18 protein-coding genes and 1 tRNA gene are annotated in these 20,031 nt (G+C 76.1%); 4 read left to right on the top strand and 15 right to left on the bottom strand.

Going from position 1 to position 20,031, the window contains the following annotated elements; all coding sequences use genetic code 11:
• The first annotated feature begins 120 nt into the window (after positions 1-120).
• Complete coding sequence (locus tag CLV92_RS06750) at positions 121-300, top strand: hypothetical protein (RefSeq protein ID WP_104432061.1); 180 nt, start codon at positions 121-123, stop codon at positions 298-300.
• Positions 301-344: 44 nt separating this feature from the next.
• On the opposite strand, the gene CLV92_RS06755 is transcribed toward CLV92_RS06750, so the two are convergent.
• Positions 345-1,313 (bottom strand): NAD(P)-dependent alcohol dehydrogenase, encoded by a 969-nt coding sequence (locus tag CLV92_RS06755; protein WP_104432062.1) that lies wholly within the window; start codon positions 1,311-1,313, stop codon positions 345-347.
• 82 nt (positions 1,314-1,395) lie between these two features.
• Here CLV92_RS06755 and CLV92_RS06760 point away from each other — a divergent pair, with 82 nt between their 5' ends.
• The gene (locus CLV92_RS06760; RefSeq protein ID WP_104432063.1) at positions 1,396-2,073 is read left to right on the top strand and encodes a TetR/AcrR family transcriptional regulator; all 678 of its coding nucleotides are present in this window, start codon (positions 1,396-1,398) and stop codon (positions 2,071-2,073) included.
• 89 nt (positions 2,074-2,162) lie between these two features.
• Positions 2,163-2,831 (top strand): cyclase family protein, encoded by a 669-nt coding sequence (locus CLV92_RS06765; RefSeq protein WP_104432064.1) that lies wholly within the window; start codon positions 2,163-2,165, stop codon positions 2,829-2,831.
• Between the two features lie 72 nt (positions 2,832-2,903).
• Here the strand turns inward: CLV92_RS06765 and CLV92_RS06770 are convergent, their stop codons facing one another.
• The 8 genes from CLV92_RS06770 to CLV92_RS06805 form a co-directional block, all read right to left on the bottom strand.
• Entirely contained in the window at positions 2,904-4,280 is a 1,377-nt protein-coding gene (locus CLV92_RS06770) for a cystathionine beta-synthase (RefSeq protein WP_104432065.1), read from the bottom strand.
• A gap of 180 nt (positions 4,281-4,460) precedes the next feature.
• A complete protein-coding gene (locus CLV92_RS06775; protein WP_104432066.1) occupies positions 4,461-4,814 on the bottom strand; it encodes a hypothetical protein in 354 nt (117 codons plus the stop codon).
• 10 nt (positions 4,815-4,824) lie between these two features.
• Positions 4,825-5,616: a Bax inhibitor-1/YccA family protein gene (locus CLV92_RS06780; protein ID WP_104432067.1), complete on the bottom strand. Its 792-nt coding sequence runs from the start codon at positions 5,614-5,616 to the stop codon at positions 4,825-4,827.
• 120 nt (positions 5,617-5,736) lie between these two features.
• Positions 5,737-5,820: transfer RNA gene (locus CLV92_RS06785), tRNA-Leu, on the bottom strand.
• A gap of 51 nt (positions 5,821-5,871) precedes the next feature.
• On the bottom strand, positions 5,872-7,221 hold the full coding sequence (locus CLV92_RS06790; protein WP_104432068.1) for an NAD(P)/FAD-dependent oxidoreductase: 1,350 nt from the start codon (positions 7,219-7,221) through the stop codon (positions 5,872-5,874).
• Positions 7,222-7,295: 74 nt separating this feature from the next.
• The gene (locus tag CLV92_RS06795) at positions 7,296-8,168 is read right to left on the bottom strand and encodes a uracil-DNA glycosylase (protein ID WP_245886514.1); all 873 of its coding nucleotides are present in this window, start codon (positions 8,166-8,168) and stop codon (positions 7,296-7,298) included.
• Positions 8,169-8,194: 26 nt separating this feature from the next.
• Positions 8,195-8,641 (bottom strand): SRPBCC family protein, encoded by a 447-nt coding sequence (locus CLV92_RS06800; RefSeq protein WP_104432069.1) that lies wholly within the window; start codon positions 8,639-8,641, stop codon positions 8,195-8,197.
• A gap of 22 nt (positions 8,642-8,663) precedes the next feature.
• Positions 8,664-9,635, bottom strand: a complete 972-nt coding sequence (locus tag CLV92_RS06805; RefSeq protein ID WP_245886515.1) for a Ppx/GppA phosphatase family protein — start codon at positions 9,633-9,635, stop codon at positions 8,664-8,666.
• Between the two features lie 69 nt (positions 9,636-9,704).
• Between CLV92_RS06805 and CLV92_RS06810 the strand changes: the two genes are divergently transcribed.
• Positions 9,705-11,174 (top strand): phytoene desaturase family protein, encoded by a 1,470-nt coding sequence (locus CLV92_RS06810; RefSeq protein WP_104432071.1) that lies wholly within the window; start codon positions 9,705-9,707, stop codon positions 11,172-11,174.
• A 9-nt stretch (positions 11,175-11,183) separates the two neighbouring features.
• Here CLV92_RS06810 and CLV92_RS06815 read toward each other — a convergent pair whose 3' ends face one another.
• From CLV92_RS06815 to mfd, 6 genes are all read right to left on the bottom strand, one after another.
• The gene (locus CLV92_RS06815) at positions 11,184-11,717 is read right to left on the bottom strand and encodes a DUF501 domain-containing protein (RefSeq protein ID WP_104432072.1); all 534 of its coding nucleotides are present in this window, start codon (positions 11,715-11,717) and stop codon (positions 11,184-11,186) included.
• Positions 11,714-12,136: an FtsB family cell division protein gene (locus CLV92_RS06820; protein ID WP_158257155.1), complete on the bottom strand. Its 423-nt coding sequence runs from the start codon at positions 12,134-12,136 to the stop codon at positions 11,714-11,716. The genes CLV92_RS06815 and CLV92_RS06820 overlap by 4 nt, the downstream gene beginning before the upstream one ends.
• 221 nt (positions 12,137-12,357) lie before the next feature.
• Positions 12,358-13,641: a phosphopyruvate hydratase gene (eno, locus tag CLV92_RS06825; RefSeq protein WP_104432074.1), complete on the bottom strand. Its 1,284-nt coding sequence runs from the start codon at positions 13,639-13,641 to the stop codon at positions 12,358-12,360.
• 162 nt (positions 13,642-13,803) lie between these two features.
• Positions 13,804-15,447 carry a DUF885 family protein gene (locus CLV92_RS06830; RefSeq protein ID WP_104432075.1) on the bottom strand — a complete coding sequence of 548 codons (1,644 nt, stop codon included), beginning with the start codon at positions 15,445-15,447 and terminating at the stop codon, positions 13,804-13,806.
• A gap of 102 nt (positions 15,448-15,549) precedes the next feature.
• Positions 15,550-16,242 (bottom strand): nucleoside triphosphate pyrophosphohydrolase, encoded by a 693-nt coding sequence (locus tag CLV92_RS06835; RefSeq protein ID WP_245886516.1) that lies wholly within the window; start codon positions 16,240-16,242, stop codon positions 15,550-15,552.
• Between the two features lie 57 nt (positions 16,243-16,299).
• On the bottom strand, positions 16,300-19,884 hold the full coding sequence (gene mfd, locus CLV92_RS06840) for a transcription-repair coupling factor (protein WP_104432076.1): 3,585 nt from the start codon (positions 19,882-19,884) through the stop codon (positions 16,300-16,302).
• Between the last annotated feature and the right edge of the window lie 147 nt (positions 19,885-20,031).

Raw genomic sequence — 20,031 nt, forward strand, 5'->3', positions numbered from 1 at the left:
CCTGGGCGCACGGCGGGGGCCGGCCCCTGGCGGCGCTGCTGGCACCCGCCCTCACCGCCGTCACCGTCCTCACCTACGACCGCCGCGGCCGCGGCGACCACGCTCGACGTCGCCGCCCGCGTGCGGGTGCCCGCCCTGGTCCTCGACAGCGCGGGCAGCAGCGCCGAGCTGACCGGGTGGGCGGCGGCGGTGGTGCAGGCGCCGCCGGAGGCGACCTACCGCAGCTTCGACGCGGACTGGCACAGCGTGCCGGACGCCGAGCTGGCGCCGGTGCTGCGGGAGTTCGTCCTCACCGGGTGACCCGCCCCGCGCCCCGCCGTCAGGGTCAGGCGACGGCTCCGCCGTCAGGGGACGACGACGACCTTGCCGCGGGCGTGCCCCGCCTCGAGGTGCCCCATCGCCTTGGCCGCCTCCGCCAGCGGGAAGGTGCGGTCCACGACGGGGCGCAGCGCCCCGAGGCCCGCGAGGCCCGCGAGGGCCTGCAGGTCGGCGGTGCTCTCGCGCGAGACGAACATCGCGAGGCGGTGGCGGACGAACGGCGAGCGCGCCGACGCGAGGACCTGCCGCTGGATGCCCCCGGTCCAGGGCCCGCCGTGCTCCCCGCCGATGAAGACGACGGTGCCGGTCGGGGTGAGGACGCGTCGCAGCTGCGCGACAGGTCGGTTGCCGGCGATGTCGAGGACGAGGTCGTAGCGGCGGCGGTGCGCGTCGACGTCCTCGCGGGTGTGGTCGAGGACGTGGTCGGCTCCCGCGGCCCGCACGAGGTCGATCTTCGTGGTGCTGCAGACGGCCGTGACCTCGGCGCCGGACGCCTTGGCGAGCTGCACCGCGTACGCACCGACGCCCCCGGAAGCGCCGACGACGAGCACCGACTGCCCCGCCTGCACGCGCCCGACGTCGCGGAGGGCCTGCAGGGCGGTGGTGGCCGACACGGGCAGCGCCGCGGCCTCCACGGCGGACAGGCACGCGGGGCGGTGCGCGAGCCGGTCGGCACGGGCGCGGGCGACCTCGGCGAACGTGCCGGTGCCGACGCCGAAGACCCGGTCCCCCACGGCGAAGCCGGCGGCGCCCTGCCCCACCTCCGCGACGACCCCGGCGAGGGCCATCCCCGGGACGGGGTTGCGGGGTCGGCGCAGTCCGGTGCCGAGCCGGATGATGCGGGGCAGCCCGGTCATGAGGTGCCAGGTGCCGCGGTCGAGCCCCGCCGCCTCCACCCGGACGAGCACCTCCCCCCGCCGCGGCGCGGGCGGGGGCACCTCGCGGAGCTGCAGCACGTCCGCCGAGCCGTACCGGTCCTGGACGATCGCCTTCACGACGGTTCTCCTTACGCTGTAAGTCTGGAGGCCGCACGCTAGCCTTACGCCGTAAGGAGCACAAGGGGCGGGAGGCTCGGCAGTGGGGAACGGTGCGGGCCGGGCGAAGCGCCCGGCGCTCAGCGGGGAGCGGATCCTGCGCGCGGCGGTGGAGCTCGCCGACCGCGACGGCCTCGCGCCCCTCACGATGCGCTCCCTCGCCCGCCACCTCGGCGTCGAGGCGATGTCCCTGTACCACCACGTCGCCAGCAAGGACGCGCTGCTCGACGGCATGGTCGACCTCGTCTTCGCCGAGTTCCACCACCCCCGGCGCGGCGGGGACTGGGCCGCCGAGCTGCGGCTGCGCGCCCACTCCGCCCGCGCCGTCCTCCTGCGCCACCCGTGGGCGGTCGGGCTCATGAACTCCCGCAGCGCCCCCGGCCTGGAGACCCTGCGCCACCACGACGCCGTGCTCGGCTGCCTGCGCGCCGCGGGCTTCTCCGTGCCGCTCGCGGCCCACGCCTTCGCCGTCCTCGACGCCCACCTCTACGGCTTCGTCGTGCAGGAGCTCAGCCTGCCCTTCCGCGGCCCCGACGAGGCCTCGGGCGTCACCGCGAGGATCCTCGGCGGCCTGCCGCCCGGGGCGCTGCCGCACCTGGTGGAACTGGCCACGCAGCACGTGCTGCAGCCGGGCTACGACTTCGGCGACGAGTTCGGCTACGGCCTCGACCTCGTCCTCGAGGGCCTGGAGCGCAGGCGGGCAGCGGAGGCCGGGGGCTGAACCGCCGCCTCGGCCGCCCTCAGCGGCCCGCGGGAACTCCCGCCGGCACCGCTCCCGAGCGCAGGGACGTGCCGGGGCACGATGCAGTCGTGGCGCTCCTCGACCTCTCCCACCCGCTCACCACGGGGATGCCCGTCCACCCCGGCGATCCGGAGGTCCGGGCCGTGCCGGCGGCGACGCTGGAGCGGGACGGCTGCAACGTGCTCGCCGTGGGGCTCGGCTCCCACACCGGCACCCACCTCGACGCCCCCTTCCACGTCCACGCCGACGGCGCGCGCCTCGACGAGCTGCCCCTGGAGCTGCTCACCGGCCCCGCCGTCGTCGTCGACGTGCAGGGCTGCGCCCCCGGCTCGGCGATCGGCTGGGAGCACCTCGCCCCGCACGCCGGGCGGTTGCGGCCGGGCGTCGTCGTCCTCCTGCACACCGGCTGGTCGGCCCGCTGGGGCGAGCCCCGCTACTTCGCCGACCACCCCTGGCTCACCACCGACGCCGCCCGGCGGATCGTCGCAGCGGGCGTCCGCGTGCTCGGCGTCGACACGGCGAGCCCCGACCCGGCGGGCTCCCTGGACGTCCACCGCGTCGTCCTCGGCGCCGGCGGGGTGATCGTGGAGAACCTCACCGGCCTCGCCCGCCTCGCCACCCTGCCCGACCCGCACGTGGGGTTCTTCCCGCTGCCGCTGGCCGGGGCCGACGGCGCGCCCGTGCGGGCGCTGGCCTGGCCGGGCACCCCGGCGGCGGGGCAGGTGGACATGCCGTGAGACGCCGCAGGGCCGCCCCCCGGCACGGGGAACGGCCCTGCGGAGCGGCCCTGCGGACGGGGCCGCCGGAGCTCAGGAGGCGATGAAGCCCAGCAGGTCGTGCCGGGTCACCACGCCCACCGGCTTGCCCTCCTCGACGACGAGGACCGCATCGGCCTTCTCCAGCACGGCCCGCGTCTCCTCCAGGGACTGCCCCGCCCCGATCAGCGGCAGACCGGGACCCATGTGCTTCGCGACCGGGTCGGCCAGGTTGGCGCGACCGGAGAACACCGCGTCCAGCAGGTCCCGCTCGCTCACCGCCCCGGCGACCTCACCGGCCATGACCGGCGGCTCGGCACCCACGACCGGCATCTGCGACACCCCGTACTCGCGCAGGATCGAGATGGCGTCGTGGACGGTCTCGTTGGGGTGGGTGTGCACCAGGGCGGGGATGCCCCCGGCCTTGGAGCGCAGCACGTCACCAGCCGTGCTCGTGCCGTCCTCGGAGAGGAACCCGTAGGACGACATCCACGTGTCGCTGAAGATCTTGCCGAGGTAGCCGCGACCGCCGTCGGGCAGCAGCACCACGACGACGTCGTCTGGCCCGAGGCCCTCGGCCACCCGCAGCGCGGCCACCACCGCCATGCCGCAGGAGCCGCCGACGAGCAGCCCCTCCTCGCGGGCCAGGCGGCGCGTCATCGCGAAGGAGTCGGCGTCCGACACGGCGATGATCTCGTCCGCGACGGTGGGGTCGTAGGCGGAGGGCCAGAAGTCCTCCCCGACGCCCTCGACGAGGTAGGGGCGGCCGGTGCCGCCGGAGTACACCGAGCCCTCCGGGTCGGCGCCGATCACGCGCACCCGCCCGCCGGCCCGCTCCGCCGAGACGTCCTTGAGGTAGTTGCCCGTGCCGGAGATCGTGCCGCCGGTGCCGACACCCGTGACGAAGTGCGTGATGCGCCCGTCGGTGTCGTTCCAGATCTCCGGGCCGGTGGTCGCGTAGTGGCTGGCCGGGCCCTGCGGGTTGGCGTACTGGTTGGGCTTCCAGGCGCCCGGGATCTCCCGCGCCAGCCGGTCGGAGACCGAGTAGTAGGAGCTCGGGTCCTCCGGGGCCACGGCGGTCGGGCACACCACGACCTCCGCCCCGTACGCCTGCAGCACGTTGCGCTTGTCGACGCCGACCTTGTCCGGGCAGACGAACACGCAGCGGTAGCCGCGCTGCTGCGCCACGAGGGCCAGGCCGACGCCGGTGTTGCCGCTGGTGGGCTCCACGATCGTCCCGCCGGGCTTCAGCAAGCCCTCGGCCTCCGCGGCGTCGATCATCCGGACGGCGATGCGGTCCTTCACGGACCCGCCGGGGTTGAGGTACTCGACCTTGGCGAGGACCGTGCACGCCAGGCCCTCGGTGACCCGGTTGAGCTTGACGAGCGGGGTGCCGCCGACGAGGTCGACGACGGATTCGGCGTAGCGCATGGGGCCATCGTCCCAGAGGCACCGCCCCCCTCGCCCGCCACCACGGGGAGGACCCCGTCCGGACCCCCGCCCCGCCCCGCTCCCCCCGGAAAGGACCCTTTCCGGGGTCGCACCCTGCCCTCCGACCCCGGAAAGGGTCCTTTCCGGGGGAGGCCGGGGGGAGGGGAGGCCGGGCAGGCGTCAGAGGGCGCGGCGCAGGGCCGCCAGCTGCTCCTCGGCGGCGCCCAGGGCGTCGGGCCCGCACGCGGCGAGCACGTCCGCTCCCACCACCGCGAGCTGGTCCCCCACGCCGTGCACGGCCAGGCGCGGCAGGGGCCGGCGGGGGGCCCCCTCCGCATCGGCGGCGAGGTCGGCCAGGGCCTGCGCCGTGCGGCGCGCCACGTCGGCACGGCTGACGTCGGCGCCCTCCGCGGGCCGGTCCAGCCGGCTCAGCGGCAGCGAGCGCAACCGGTCCACGACGCGCCGCAGCTCGGCGCGAACCCCCTCCGCGGGGGTCCGGCCGAGCTGCGGGTCGTGCTGTGGGTGATCGATCACCGGGAACCGGTCAGTCGTTGCCCCGCAGGATGGCGAGGAGGCGCAGGATCTCCAGGTACAGCCACACCAGGGTGACGACGAGCCCGAAGGCCGCGCGCCACGCCTCGCGCTGCGGCACGCCGTTGCGGATGCCGCGCTCGATGTAGTCGAAGTCCAGCACCAGGAACAGCGACGCGAGCACGACGCCGACGAGGCTCAGACCGATGGCCAGGACGCCCCCACCCGCGTAGACGCTGTTGCCGGTGACCGCCCAGATGCCCAGGTTGACCAGGCTGAAGACCATGTAGCCGAGACCGGCGATGATCAGGACCTTGGTGAACTTCGGGGTGACGCGGATGGCGCCGACCTTGTACGCGGCGAGCATCGCGCCGAAGGCGCAGAGCGTGCCGAGGACCGCGGAGCCCACGATGCCGGGGAAGCGCAGCTCGTAGAAGTGGCTGATCGCCCCGACGAAGATGCCCTCGAAGCCCGCGTAGGCGAACATCACGCCCGGGCGGACCTTGCGGGACAGCTGCGCCCACATCGCCAGGCCGAAGCCGATGAGGCCGGCGCCGATCGCGGCGACGAAGCCCAGGCCGGTGAGCCAGGCGAAGCCCGCCGCGGCCACGACCACGGCGAAGAGGGAGGCGGTGCGGACGACGACGTCGTCCAGGGTCATGCGGCCCATCTGCGCCGGGGAGGCGGGGGGCGCGCCGTACATGCCTGCCAGCTGGTCGGCGCTGGGGGTGCCCACGTCGAAGTTGCCGTAGCCGTTGCGGCTGAACTGCGCGTTGCGCGCGAAGATCGGGTTCTTGCTCTGCATCAGTCCTCCAGACGACCTGTACCGGGATCAACGCTACGGGTCACCCCGGCGTTCCCGCGCGAGGACGCACCAGCAGGGAGACGTGCCTCACTCCGTCGGAGCAGTGCGGCACCGCCGCAGTACCCGGGACGGGAGTCGAACCCGCACGCCGCGAACGGCCCGGGGGTTTAAGCCCCGTGCGCCTGCCAGTTACGCCACCCGGGCGGGTGCGGCAGCGCCGGCCTCCCCACGGGGAGACCGGCGCCACCGGAGCGATCAGCTGCGCGAGGCGGTGATCTGCTTGACGCCCGCGGCGCGCTCGAACTCCGCGAACGGCGTGGACTGCGCGCTCAGGGAGACGATCTCGCGGCGGAAGATCGCCGCCTGCGTCCAGTCCAGCAGCACGCCGACCTTGCGGCTCGTGGTGGGGACGCGGGACAGGTGGTAGACGCGGTGCATCAGCCAGGCCGGGTAGCCCTTCAGCTTCACGCCGTAGACCTGCGCGACGCCCTTGTGCAGGCCGAGCGAGGCGACCGAGCCGACGTAGGCGTGCCGGTACGGGGTGGGCTGGCCTCCGCGCAGGACCGCGACGAGGTTGTCGCCGAGCTGCTTGGCCTCGCGCACCGCGTGCTGGGCGTTGGGGGCGCAGAACGCCCCCGGGTTCGTCAGGTCCGGCACCGCGCAGGCGTCGCCCGCGCCCCAGGCGCCGTCGACGACGGAGCCGTCCTCGGTGGTGACGCGCAGGTCCGCACCCACGCGCAGGCGCTTGCGCTCGTCCAGCGGCAGGTCCGTCTGCTCCAGGACCGGGTGGGACTTCACCCCGGCGGTCCAGACGATCGTGTCGCTCTCGAACTCCTGGCCGTCGCTGAGCTTGACGACGCCGCCCTCGCAGGACTGCAGGGTGGTCTTGAGGTTGACCTCGATGCCGCGCGTGCGCAGCTCCTCCACCGCGTAGCGGCCCATCTCCGGGCCGACCTCGGGGAGGATCCGGTCCAGCGCCTCGACGAGGACGAAGCGCACGTCGCTCTGGCGCACGGTGCGCAGCGACTTGGTGACGTAGCGGGCGAGGTCCTCGAGCTCGGCGAGGGCCTCGATGCCGGCGTAGCCGCCGCCGACGAAGGTGAAGGTCAGGACGCGGCGGCGGAAGTCCTCGTCCTTGCTGGCCTCGGCCTGGTCGAGGGCGCGGAGCAGCTTGTCGCGGAGGAAGACGGCCTCCTCCACGGTCTTGAAGCCGATGGCCCGCTCGGCCACACCGGGGATGGGCAGCGTGCGGGCCACGGAGCCGGGCGCCATCACGATGACGTCGTAGGCGAGGTCGTACTCCTCGCCGTGCTTGGGCTGCACCCGCGCGGTGCGCGCGGCGTGGTCGACGGAGACGACCTCGCCCACGACGACCTCCGCACCCTTGAGGGTGCGGCGCAGCGGGACGACGACGTTGCGCGGGTCGATCGACCCGGCGGCGGCTTCCGGCAGGAACGGCTGGTACGTCATGTAGGCGCGGGGCTCGACGACGGTGACGGTCGCCTCCCCCTTCTGCAGGCGCTTCAGCAGCTGCAGCGTGGTGTAGAGGCCGACGTAGCCGCCGCCGACGACGAGGATCCGCGGAGCGGAGGAGGTCCCGGGCATGTGCCCAGCGTACTGAGGGGATCCGGGTGGCGTTGACGCGGGTTGTGCCGTAGGCCACATCCGGCACCCGGAGCTCAGTCCCCCGCCTCCGCCAGCGCGGCCGCTGCGGACACCACGTCCTGCAGCATGGCGGCCGTCAGCCGGCCCGTGGAGGTGTTCTGCTGGCTCACGTGGTAGCTGCCCAGCAGCCGCGCCGCCCGCCCGTCCGGCAGCAGCAGCTCCGCCTGCGCGCCGTGGCCGAAGCGCGGCTGCGGCCGCGGCACCCGCCACCCCGCCCGCCGCGCCGCGCCCAGCACCGACGCCCACGCGAAGCCGCCCAGGGCCAGCACCACCCGCAGCTCCGCCACGGCCAGCCGCAGCTCCGCGTCCAGCCACCGCGCGCAGGTGTCGCGCTCGGCGGTGCTCGGGCGGTTGTCCGGCGGCGCGCAGCGCACGGGCGCCACGATCCGGCAGCCGGGCAGCCGCAACCCGTCCGCGGCGTGCACCGACGTCGGCTGGGAGGCCAGCCCCGCGGCGTGCAGCGCCGCGATGATCCAGTCCCCCGACCGGTCGCCGGTGAAGACCCGGCCGGTGCGGTTGCCGCCGTGGGCCGCGGGCGCGAGGCCGACGACGAGCACGCGCGGGCTCTCCCCCAGGCTCGGCACGGGCCGGCCCCAGTACGGCTCCCCCGCGTAGGCGCGCCGGCGGGTGCGGGCGACCTCCTCGCGCCAGGCCACCAGGCGGGGGCAGGCCCGGCACACCGACGCGTGCGCCTGCACCTGCTCCGGGGAGCCCGCCGCCGCGGCCAGCGCGGCCACCTCCGCCGGGGTGCGCGCCACCGGAGCGGAGGGCGGCGAGGGGTCGCCCGGCCAGCCGCTGCCCGGCGGCACCGGCGAGGGGAACGGGACGCCCGTGGCGGGGTGCGGCAGCAGCGGGCCGCCCCGGTCGTCGCTGGGTGGAGGCGTCACCGCACCAGGCTGCCCCGCGACGCGGCTCAGCGCCCGGCGACCTCGCGGGCCAGGCCGTCGAGGACCTGCCCGTAGATGCGGTCCAGGCCGCGCGGGGCGAAGGTGCGTTCGAAGAAGCCCCCGACACCGCCGGCGCCCTGCCAGGTCGTGGTCACCGTCACGTCGCTGGCGGCGGGCCCCGCCGGCCGCACCCGCCACGTGGTGACCAGGGAGGAGTTGCGGTCGTCCTCCACGAAGGTGCCCGGTTCGGGGGCGGTGACGTCGGCGAGGACGGAGCGGACCCGCTTCTTCGTCGCGTGCAGCTGCCAGCGCACGACGGTGCCCGCGCCGGTACCGCCCTCCAGGACCTCGTAGCCGGTGAACTGCGACGGCAGGGTCCTCGGGCGCGTGCCCCGGTAGTCGGCGACGGCCTCGGCCACGCGCTCGGCGGGGGCCTCGACGCGGCGGGTGGTGGTGGCGGTGACGGTGGCCATGCTGCTCCTCGTGCTCGGGTGCTCAGCGCTCCGCGACGGAGAACGCGATGCCGTCGAGGATGTCGTGCTCGCTCGTGACCACGTGCACCACCCCGCTCGCGGCGGCGAGGCGGTCCAGCACCGCCCCCCACACCAGCGCGCCGGCGGCGATCACGTCGACCCGGCCCGGGTGCAGGTACGGCAGGGCGGCGCGCTGCTCCCGGGGCATGGCGAGGATGCGCTCGCACGCGGCGCGCGCGACGTCCACGGGCAGCACCGCGCCGTGGATGCGGGCCGAGTCGTAGCCGGGCAGGTCCAGCGCCGCGGCGGTGAGGGTGGTCACCGTGCCGGCCACGCCCACGAGCGTGCGCGTGCGCTGCAGGGGGACGTCGGCGGCGACGGACCCCAGCGCGGCGTCCACGTCCGCGCGCGCGGCCGCCACCTCCGCGGGGCCGGGCGGGTCGGAGCGGAAGTGCCGCTCGGTCAGGCGCACCGAGCCGACGTCCACGGAGCGGGCGGAGTCCACGCGCGCCCCGCCGAGCACGAGCTCCGTCGAGCCGCCGCCGAGGTCGACGACGCAGAACGGCTCCGCGAACCGCCCGCGCAGCTCCCGGGTGGCGCCGCTGAAGGACAGCGCGGCCTCCTCCTCCCCCGAGACGACCTCCGGCTCCACGCCGAGGCGCTCGCGCACCCCCTCGACGAGCACCGCGCGGTTGGCGACGTCGCGGGTGGCGGAGGTGGCGACGAAGCGCACGTCGGCGGCACCCACCCCGTGCTCGCGGCAGAGCACGTCGACCTCGTCGACAGCGGCCAGCGTGCGGTGCAGCGCCCCGGGCGCGAACTCCCCCGTGGCGTCGACGCCCTCGCCGAGGCGGACGATGCGCATCCGCCGCTCCACGTCGCGCAGCACGGCCGTGCCGTCCGGGGCGGTGCCCACGTCGGCGACGAGCAGGCGCAGGGAGTTCGTGCCGCAGTCGACGGCGGCGACGCGGCGGGTGCCGGGGGACGGGCTCACGGGGCTCCTCGGGACGGGGACGGGCGACATCCTCGCGCCCCGACCCCCGGCGCCTGCGAGGCTGGGCCCATGACCGGGCGGCAGCGGCGCGATGCGGTGGTCGTCGGCTCCGGGCCCAACGGCCTCGCCGCGGCCGTCACGCTGGCGGCCGCGGGGCTCGACGTGGAGGTCGTGGAGGCCGCCACCACGGCCGGCGGGGGCAGCCGCACCCGCGAGCTCACCCTGCCGGGGCACCTGCACGACGTCTGCTCCGCCGTGCACCCGATGGCCGTGGCCTCGCCCTTCTTCACCGCTTTCGACCTGCGCGCCCGCGGGGTGGAGCTGCTGGAGCCGGAGGTGCAGTTCGCCCACCCCCTCGACGACGGCCCGGCGGGGCTGGTCCTGCGCGACCTCGACGCCACGGCCGAGGGTCTCGGCGCGGACGGCGGCCGCTACGCCCGGCTGATGCGGCCGCTGGTGGAGCACGCCGATGCGCTGCTGCCCCTCCTGCTGGCACCGGTGCGCCGCCCGCCCACGGACCCCCGGGCGCTGCGGGCCGCGACGGAGTTCGGCGCGCGCGCCGGTCTCACGCTGCCCGTCCTGGCGCGGCTGCTGCGCGAGCCGCGGGCCGCGGCGCTCCTGGCGGGGGTGGCAGCCCACACCCTGGGCCGGCAGACCGGCATCCCGAACGCGGCGGCCGGACTGATGCTCACCACCCTCGCGCACAGCCACGGCTGGCTCGTCCCCCGCGGCGGCTCGCAGGCCCTCACCGACGCCCTGCTGGCGGACCTGCGCCGCCGCGGCGCGACCGTGACGACGGGCAGGCGGGTGCGGAGCCTGGCCGAGCTGCCGCCCGCGCGGGCGGTGCTGCTCGACGTCTCCCCGGCGGAGGTGCTGCGGATCGCCGGGGACCGGCTGCCCGCGCGCTACGCCGCCGCCCTGCGCCGCTACCGCTACGGCCCGGGCGCGTTCAAGGTGGACTACGTGCTCTCCGGCCCGGTGCCCTGGCGCGATCCGGGCGCGCGGCGGGCGGGCACCCTGCACCTCGGGGGGACGTGGCAGGAGATCGCCGCGGCGGAGGCGGAGGTCGCCGCGGGCCGGCACGCCGAGCGGCCCTACGTCCTGCTCGCCCAGCCCAGCGCGCTCGACCCCTCCCGCGCCCCCGACGGGCACCACGTGCTGTGGGCGTACTGCCACGTGCCGAACGGCTCGACCCTCGACCGCAGCGAACAGGTGGACGCGCAGATCGAGCGGTTCGCCCCCGGGTTCCGCGACCTCGTCGTGGCCCGGCACGTGCAGACGGCGGCGGGGCTGGAGCGGGAGAACCCCGCCGACGTCGGCGGGGACTTCGCCCAGGGCGCGACCACGCTGCGGCAGGTGCTGGCGAGGCCGGTGCCGCGCTGGGACGTGCACGCGGCTCCGCTGCCGGGGCTGTACCTGTGCTCCTCCTCGACCGCGCCGGGGCCGGGGGTGCACGGGATGTGCGGGTGGTGGGCGGCGCGCTCGGCGCTGCGGCGGACCTTCGGGATCACGGCGCTCCCCGCGCTCGCCCCGGCGTGACGGTGCGGCTCAGCCGTGGGGGCAGACCGACGGCCAGCCGGAGCCCTTGGCGCGCAGCGCCTCCAGCGCCTCGTCCCCGAAGGGGTTGACGCCGGGGCCGGCGGCGAGGGCGTGGCCGACGAGGGCGTGCAGGCACTTCACACGGGTGGGCATCCCTCCGGCGGAGGTCCCCTCGATCTCGGGGACGGACCCGTGGACGGCGCGCCGGCGCAGGTAGTCCTCGTGGGCGGCGGCGTAGGCCGCGGCCAGCTCGGGGTCGGTGGCGAGGCGGTCCTGCATCTCACGCATCATCCCGGAGGTCTCCAGCGTGCTGATGACCGAGGCGGCGTGGGGGTCCACGAGGTAGAACGTCGTCGGGAAGGGCGTGCCGTCGGGGAGCCGCGGGGAGGTCTCGACGACGTCGGGGCGCCCGCAGGTGCACCGGTGCGCGATGGCGACCACCCCGCGCGGTTCCCGCCCGAGCAGCTCCCGGACGGCGGCGAGGTCCTCCGTCCGCACGGCGCGGGGGCCGGACTCGGGCGCACCGCTGTCCTGGGCCGTCACGGGGCGCCCGTCGTCGCCGGGGCGGGCCTCGCGCTGGGGGCGGGCACCGAGCCGGTCAGCTCGTCCTGCGGTGCGAGCCCGGCCACGCGCAGCGACTCCCACACGTTGGCGTACCAGGCCTCCTCCGGCCTCGGCACGGTCGCGGCGGTCTCGGCGGGGTCGACCTCGTCGGCGCTGCTGGGACCGTCGATGACGTAGTGGTCCTCCCCCGGCACGACGTACTGCAGGCGGGCGCGGGCCTGCGCCTGCACGTAGGCCGGGTCGTCCCAGCGCAGCTCCTCGGCCCGCGAGAGGGCGAGCTGCTGCTCCTGGGCGACGATCCCCGCCCGCAGCTCGGCGATCTGCGAGCGCTGCTGCAGCCACTTCTGCAGCGACGGCACGAGGAACACGGCGAGCACCACGAGCAGGGACAGCAGCACCAGGGTGCGGGGGCCGCGCCCGCGCCGGCGGGACGCGGGCGACGGCGGGGTCCGCCGGCCGCGGGAGGCGGCCGGCGGCCGGGTCGCCCCGGCCGCCGGCGCCCCACCGGAACGAGCCTGCCTGGCGTCCGCCGGCCGCGCGCCGGGGCGCGCACCAGCACTCCCCGCGCTCGCGCGGGGAGAGGTGGGCCGACGGGTCGCCATCAGCCGTCCTCCTGCCGTCAGGACCGCGTCAGGCGCGGGAAGGCCGACGGGCCGGCGTAGCGGGCGGCCTCGTCCAGCTCCTCCTCGATGCGGAGCAGCTGGTTGTACTTGGCCACGCGCTCCGAGCGCGCGGGGGCACCCGTCTTGATCTGACCGGAACCGACGGCGACCGCGAGGTCGGCGATCGTGGTGTCCTCGGTCTCGCCGGAGCGGTGGCTCATCATCGACCGGAACCCGTTGCGGTGCGCCAGCTCCACGGCGTCCAGGGTCTCGGTGAGGGTGCCGATCTGGTTCACCTTCACCAGCAGCGCGTTGGCGGCGCGGGAGTCGATGCCGCGCTGCAGCCGCTCGGGGTTGGTCACGAACAGGTCGTCGCCGACGATCTGCACGCGGGAGCCCAGGGCGCTGTTCAGGTTCGTCCAGCCCTCCCAGTCGTCCTCGGACAGGGGGTCCTCGATGGAGACCAGCGGGTAGTCGCCGACGAGGCCCTCGTAGAAGCTCGTCAGCCACTCCGCGGTGCGGGTCTCGCCCTCGAAGCGGTACCCCTCCTCGGAGTGGAACTCGGTGGCGGCCACGTCGAGGGCGAGGGCGATGTCGCTGCCGAGGCTGAAACCGGCCTTCTCCACGGCCTCGGCGATCAGGTCGAGGGCGTCCTTGGTGCTCGGCAGGTCGGGGGCGAAACCGCCCTCGTCACCGAGGCCGGTGGCCAGACCGCGCGACTTCAGCACGGACTTCAGCGCGTGGTACGTCTCCGCGCCCCAGCGCAGGGCCTCGCGGAACGACGCCGCACCGATCGGAGCGATCATGAACTCCTGGACGTCGACGCCCGAGTCCGCGTGCGCGCCACCGTTGATGATGTTCATCATCGGCACCGGCAGCAGGTGCGCGTTGGGGCCGCCGAGGTAGCGGAACAGCGGCAGGTCGGCCGCGGCGGCCGCACCCTTGGCGACGGCCAGGGAGACGCCGAGGATCGCGTTGGCGCCGAGGCGGCTCTTGTTCGGGGTGCCGTCCAGGTCGATGAGGGCCTGGTCGACGAGGCGCTGCTCGTGCGCGTCGAAGCCGACCAGGGCCGGGCCGATCTCCTCGATGACCGCTTCCACGGCCTGCTCCACGCCCTTGCCGAGGTAGCGGCCGGCGTCACCGTCGCGCCGCTCCGACGCCTCGAAGGCACCGGTGGAGGCGCCCGAGGGCACAGCTGCGCGGGCGAAGGTGCCTTCGTCGAGGAGAACCTCGACCTCGACAGTGGGGTTGCCGCGCGAGTCCAGGATCTCGCGAGCGCCGACGGCCTCGATGGTGGCCACTCGTGCTCCTCCTCAGTGTGCGGTTGCGGCGGCCGGGGCCCCGACCGCCGGACGCGCCCGAGCCTAACGGTGGGTGCGTCCCCCTCGGCAGCGACATGCCTCCCGGGCGCCGACACGCCCGCGAGGTGGGCGCGCCGCGGGACCGTCGCCACCGGGCGCACGTCAGGGCAGCGGCCGGTCCGGCGGGTCGGGCGGCAGGTCGAGGAGCGCGGACAGGTGCCGCGGCGGGGGCGCGCCCGTGCGCAGCAGCGCGTCGTGGCGCTGCGCCGGGGTCCACGCGGGCCGCGCCGCGGCCAGGTCGCGCAGCACCTTCGCGACCTGGCCGTGCCCCACGTAGGTCACGGGCAGCACCGCGCTGTCGAGCAGACCCGCGCGCCAGCGGGCCGTGGCCTCCTCCTCGTCGAGGTGCGCGCGGGCCACGAGGAGGTCGTGCACGTCCTCCGGCCCGGCGCCCTGGCAGTGCACCCGCACGTCCACCACGGCCTCGGCGGCGGCCCGCACCCGCTCGGCGCAGCGCAGCAGCCGCAGCGCCGCCTCCCCCGGGCCGGTGCCGGCGCGGCCCGCCGTCCCCGCAGCGGCCTCCCCGAGGCCCGCGACGAAGTCCGCCGCGCACTCCGCCCACCCCGTCGTCGCGCAGGCGCTGGTCAGGGCGGTGCGCGTCGCCGAGCGCGAGGCGCCCCCGGCGGGACGCAGCAGCAGGGCACCCGGCACACCGCGGCGCGCCAGCTCCAGCCGCAGCCGCGCGCGGTCGGGGGGGACCACCGGCAGCAGGGACGCGGGCGCGACGTGCTCGGCACCCGGGGGCAGCAGGACCCAGCCGGCGGCGCGCACCTCGGCCACCAGCGCCTCCCACTCCTCCGCGACCGCGCGGGCGGCCCCGCCCGCGGGGACGGCGCGCTCGGCGGCCGCGGCCGCCAGCGCCTGCGGGACCCGCTCGGGCGAGACCCTGCCGAGGTAGCGGGCGGCCTCCTCCGCGAGCTCCTCCTCCCGCTCCATCAGGTCGCACTCGGCGCGCGTGAGCAGGGTGTCGGGGTCGATCTCGGCGTCGAGGCAGTACCAGAGCTGGGCGGCGTAGCGCTGCGCGCCGAGGCGCGGGTCGCCGGGCCCGGTGCGCCGCACGAGCGCCAGCAGCCCGCCGAGCCAGCCCGCGTGGGCGTCCAGGGCGGCGTCCGCGGCGGCGACGACCTCCCCCGCACGCAGCGCGGCGACCTCCAGCAGCTCGCGCACCGCCGGGGCGGCCAGCTCCGCCCGCAGGGCCGTGATGCGGTCCAGCGCGGCGAGGCCGTGCACGGTGGTCGGCTGCTCCAGCGCGTCGCGGGAGGCCACGAGCGCCGCGGGCAGCTCCTCCAGGCGGTCCAGGAGGGCCTCGGCGCGCTCGGCCGCCGGGGCCGGCGCGGCCAGGACCGCGCGCAGCGCCGCGTCCGGCACGTGCGCCCGCGCGTCCCACGCCGCGGGCCGCAGCTCCGAGACCTGCCAGAGCTGGCGGGCCACGTCGGAGCGCAGCACCTCCAGGTCGACGGCCTCGTCCACGTCGAGCCCGGCGTCGTCGATGCCGTCGAGCACCTCCAGCGCGTCGACGAGGACGCGCTCGCGCTCCAGCAGGCCGGCGGGAGAGGTGTCGGGCAACGGCAGGGCCAGGGAGTGCGCCACCTCGGCCGGTCCCGTCGGCGTCGCGGAGGCGGCGAGGGCCGCCCGGCGGGTGGGGTCGCCGTCGAGCAGGGCCCGCAGCACCGACGCGGTGGTCTCCTGGAAGCGCCGGCGCGCCAGGGGGTCCCTCGGGTAGTCGGGTGCTCCACCGCCGGACATCAGCCCACTCCCGTCGCCACCGCATCCGCCATCGCACGCGGCGAGCGCTCCCGGCCCGCCCGACCGTGCCGGCGCGGGCCGTCGCGCCGCTCAGCCGCGACCTTAACCGCGCGGCGCCCCGGCCGCAGTTCCCCGCCCGGCCTCGGCGGCCCGCGCCTGCGCCTCCAGCCCCCGCAGCACCTGCCGCAGGGCGGCCTCCGGGTCGATCCCGGCGGCGCTCGCCCGCCGCGCCACGGCCAGCAGCTCCCGGCCCACGCGGTCCTCGTCGAGCTCCCCCGCAGCCTCGGACCCCGCGTCCGGTCCCGGCTGCGGCTCCAGACCGGCGCGGCGCAGCCGGCCCAGCACCTTGTCGGCGCGCGCGAGCGCCGGCAGCGCGGCCGGGATGCCGTCGAGGACGCTGGCGCGCGGCTTCTCGGTGGCCTTGATCGCGTCCCAGCGCTCCTGCAGGTCGCTCGCGGCCTCCTCGCCGGCGAAGACGTGCGGGTGCCGGCGGACGAGCTTGGCGACGAGGGCCTCGGCGACGTCGTCGATGCCGAACGGGGCCCCCGGGTCGTCCTCGGCGATCCGGGCGTGGAACACCACCTGCAGGAGCAGGTCGCCCAGCTCCTCCCGCAGGGCGTCCCGGTCGCCGCTCTCGACGGTGTCGACGACCTCGTAGGTCTCCTCCAGCAGGTAGCGCAGGAGGGACGCGTGGGTCTGCTCCGCGTCCCAGGGGCAGCCGCCCGGCGAGCGCAGCCGGTCCATGACGGCGACGAGCTCGGGCAGGCGGGAACCGGTCTGGCGGTCGGCGCTCACCCCGTCACGCTAACCGGGGGCCGCGACGTCCCGGCCCCCGGCTCAGCGGCCCCCGGCTCAGCGGGCCCCGGCCGCCACGGCCGCGGGCTGGTCCAGCAGGATCGCCGCGACGAACTCGTGCACCCACTGCAGGATCTGCGCGTCCCGCAGCGGCTGCCCGCCGACCCGCGCCGTCATCGGCGCCGGCACCAGCGCCGTCTTCGTCTGCGGCTTGAGCACCGTGCCGGGGTAGAGCCGCTTCAGGCGCAGCTCCCGCGACTCCGGTAGGTCGATCGGCGCGAAGCGCACCTGCTTGCCCATCAGGCCGACCTCGCGCAGGCCGCCCCTGCGCGCCGCCGTGCGGAAGCGGGCCACCTCCAGCAGGTTGAGCACCGGCTGCGGCGGCTCGCCGTAGCGGTCGGTGAGCTCCGCGCGCAGCTCCGCCAGGCCCTCGTCGCCGTCGACGGAGGCGAGGCGCCGGTACGCCTCCAGCCGCAGCCGCTCCGAGGGGATGTAGTCGTGCGGCAGGTGCGCGTCGATCGGCAGTTCGATCTTGACGTCCGTCGGCTCCGGCTCCGCGTCCTCCTCCAGCGCCGCGCCGGGGACGTGGTTGCGCACGTCCGCGACGGCGTCGGCGACCATCCGCATGTACAGGTCGAACCCGACGCCCTGGATGTGCCCGGACTGCTCCCCGCCCAGCAGGTTGCCGGCGCCGCGGATCTCCAGGTCCTTCATGGCCACCTGCATGCCCGCGCCGAGGTCGGTGAACTGCGCGATGGTCCCCAGCCGGTCGTGGGCGGTCTCCGTCATGGGCTTCTCGGCGGGGAACAGGAAGTAGGCGTAGGCCCGCTCCCGGCCGCGGCCGACGCGCCCGCGCAGCTGGTGCAGCTGGGACAGGCCCATCATGTCGGCGCGCTCGACGACGAGGGTGTTGGCGTTGGAGATGTCCAGGCCCGTCTCGACGATCGTGGTGCAGACGAGGACGTCGAACTTCTTCTCCCAGAAGTCGACGACGACCTGCTCCAGCCGGTGCTCCCCCATCCGCCCGTGCGCGGTGGCGATGCGGGCCTCGGGCACCAGCTCGCGCAGCTTCGCCGCGGCCCGGTCGATGGTGGAGACGCGGTTGTGGATGTAGAAGACCTGTCCCTCGCGCAGCAGCTCCCGGCGGATCGCGGCGGCGATCTGCTTCTCCTCGTAGCCGCCGACGTAGGTGAGGATCGGGTGCCGCTCCTCCGGCGGGGTCGCCAGCGTCGACATCTCCCGGATGCCGGTGACCGCCATCTCCAGGGTGCGCGGGATGGGTGTGGCGCTCATGGCGAGCACGTCCACGTTGGTGCGCAGCTTCTTCAGCGCCTCCTTGTGCTCCACGCCGAAGCGCTGCTCCTCGTCGACGACGACGAGGCCGAGGTCCTTGAACCGCACCTCCCCGGACAGCAGCCGGTGGGTGCCGATGACGACGTCGACGCTGCCGTCGGCGAGCCCGGCCAGGGTCGCCCTGGCGTCGGCGGGCGGCGTGAACCGCGACAGCGCGCGCACCGCCACGGGGAAGCTGGCGTAGCGCTCCGCGAAGGTCTTGTGGTGCTGCTGCACGAGCAGGGTCGTCGGCACGAGCACGGCGACCTGCTTGCCGTCCTGCACGGCCTTGAACGCCGCCCGCAGGGCGATCTCCGTCTTGCCGTAGCCGACGTCACCGCAGATGAGGCGGTCCATGGGGGTGGGCTTCTCCATGTCCGCCTTCACCTCGTCGATGCTGGCGAGCTGGTCGGGCGTCTCCACGTAGGGGAAGGCGTCCTCCAGCTCCCGCTGCCACGGGGTGTCGGGGCCGAACTGGTGGCCCTTGGTGGCCATCCGCGCCGAGTACAGCCGGATCAGCTCGCCGGCGATCTCCTTGACGGCCTTGCGGGCGCGGCTCTTCGTCTTCGACCAGTCGGAGCCGCCCATCTTGTTCAGCACCGGGGCCTCGCCGCCGGTGTAGCGGGAGACCTGGTCGAGGGTGTCGGTCGGGACGAAGAGCCGGTCCCCGGGCTGGCCGCGCTTGCTCGCCGCGTACTCCAGCACCAGGTACTCGCGGGTGGCGTTCTGCACGGTGCGCTGGACCATCTCCACGAACCGGCCGATGCCGTGCTGCTCGTGGACGACGAAGTCGCCGGGGCGCAGCGTGAGCGGGTCGACGGCGTTGCGCCGGCGGGCGGGCATGCGGCGCATGTCCTTCGTGGACTGCCCGGCCTGCCCGGTGAGGTCGGTCTCGGTGAGCAGGGCGGTGCGCAGCTCCTCGGCGACGAAGCCGTGCTGGACCGAGGCGGTCGTGACGGTCACGACGGCCTCGTCCGGCGCGGAGGGCAGGTCGGGCGCCAGGCGGGCGGGGACGTCCTCGCCGGAGAGGAGCTCCACGAGGCGCTGCGCCGGGCCGTGGCCCTCGGTGGTCAGCACCAGGCGCCAGCCGGCGGTGGTGAGGGCGCGCAGGTCGGCCAGCGCCCGCTCCGTCTCGCCGCGGTAGCTGGCGACGTCGCGGGCCCCGACGCGCAGGATGCGGACGTCCTCCAGGTCGCGCAGCTCCGCGTCCGCGGTGAGCGTGGTGACCGACCACCAGGGCACGCCCCGGGACTCCGCGTGGCCGCGGACCTCGGCCATCGTCCAGAAGGACGCGGCGCCGAGGTCGAGCGGCACCTCGTTGCCGGCGGCGGCGTTGGCCCAGGCGGCCTCGAGGAACTCCTTGCCGGTGGCGACGAGGTCGTGGGCGCGGCTGCGGACCTTCTCCGGCTCGGCGAGGACGACGTGGGTGCCGGCGGGCAGGACGTCCAGCAGCGGCTCCATGCCGTCGGCGAGGACGGGGGCGAGGGACTCCATGCCCTCGACCGCGATGCCCTCGGACAGCTTGGTGAGCATCTCGGCGGCGCCGGGCAGCTGGGGCACCAGGTCGGCGGCGCGGGCCCGGACCTCGTCGGTGAGCAGCAGTTCGCGGCAGGGCAGCGCCCACACGCCGTCGGGCAGCACCTCCAGGGAGCGCTGGTCGGCGACGGCGAAGGTGCGCACCTCGTCGACCTCGTCGCCGAAGAACTCCACGCGCACGGGGTGGGCGGAGGTGGGCGGGAAGACGTCGAGGATGCCGCCGCGCACGGCGAACTCCCCGCGCCGCTCGACCATGTCGACGCGCGTGTAGGCGGCGCCGAGCAGGGCGCGGGCGGCCTCGTCGAGGCCCACCTCGTCGCCGGGGCGCAGGCGGACGGGCTCGAGGTCGGCCAGGCCGCGCACGAGCGGCTGCAGGACGGCGCGCACCGGGGCGACGACCACGCGCAGCGGCCCGGCGGCGGTGTCGTCGTCGCGGGGGTGGACCAGCCGGCGGAGGACGGCCAGGCGCTGGGCGACGGTGTCGCTGCGGGGGGAGAGCCGCTCGTGCGGCAGCGTCTCCCAGGCGGGGAACTCCGCCACGTCGCGGGCGCCGAGGTAGCAGCGCAGCTCCGTGGCGAGGTCCTCGCTCTCGCGGCCGGTGGCGGTGACGACGAGCAGCGGGCGCTCGGCCGCCAGCGCGGCGAGCACGGCGGGGCGGGCCCCGAGGGGGGCGACGACGTCGAGGGCGGCGGTGGCGCCCTCGCGGGCGGCCTCGACGGCCGCGGCGAGGCCGGGGTCGCGGCGCAGGAGGGCCAGCAGTCCGGTGAGGCTCATCGCCGCTCCTCTGCGAGGGGGGCGCTCAGACGGTGGCCGGGGCGCCGGCCGGGACGTGCCGAGGGGTGCACTGGCTCTCCGGGGAAGGGGACGCGACGTCGTCTGCTGCGGGTGGACGGCGGTCCCGCCAGCCTACGTCCCGCGGGA

Source organism: Kineococcus xinjiangensis, assembly GCF_002934625.1.
Classification (GTDB): Bacteria; Actinomycetota; Actinomycetes; order Actinomycetales; family Kineococcaceae; genus Kineococcus_A; species Kineococcus_A xinjiangensis.

Coding starts and splice junctions, on each gene's coding strand:
- CLV92_RS06770 (WP_104432065.1), bottom strand. CDS start 4,280: ATGCGCTACGCCGAATCCGTCGTCGACCTCGTCGGCGGCACCCCGCTC.
- CLV92_RS06780 (WP_104432067.1), bottom strand. CDS start 5,616: ATGCAGAGCAAGAACCCGATCTTCGCGCGCAACGCGCAGTTCAGCCGC.
- CLV92_RS06790 (WP_104432068.1), bottom strand. CDS start 7,221: ATGCCCGGGACCTCCTCCGCTCCGCGGATCCTCGTCGTCGGCGGCGGC.
- CLV92_RS06800 (WP_104432069.1), bottom strand. CDS start 8,641: ATGGCCACCGTCACCGCCACCACCACCCGCCGCGTCGAGGCCCCCGCC.
- CLV92_RS06810 (WP_104432071.1), top strand. CDS start 9,705: ATGACCGGGCGGCAGCGGCGCGATGCGGTGGTCGTCGGCTCCGGGCCC.
- CLV92_RS06830 (WP_104432075.1), bottom strand. CDS start 15,447: ATGTCCGGCGGTGGAGCACCCGACTACCCGAGGGACCCCCTGGCGCGC.
- mfd (WP_104432076.1), bottom strand. CDS start 19,884: ATGAGCCTCACCGGACTGCTGGCCCTCCTGCGCCGCGACCCCGGCCTC.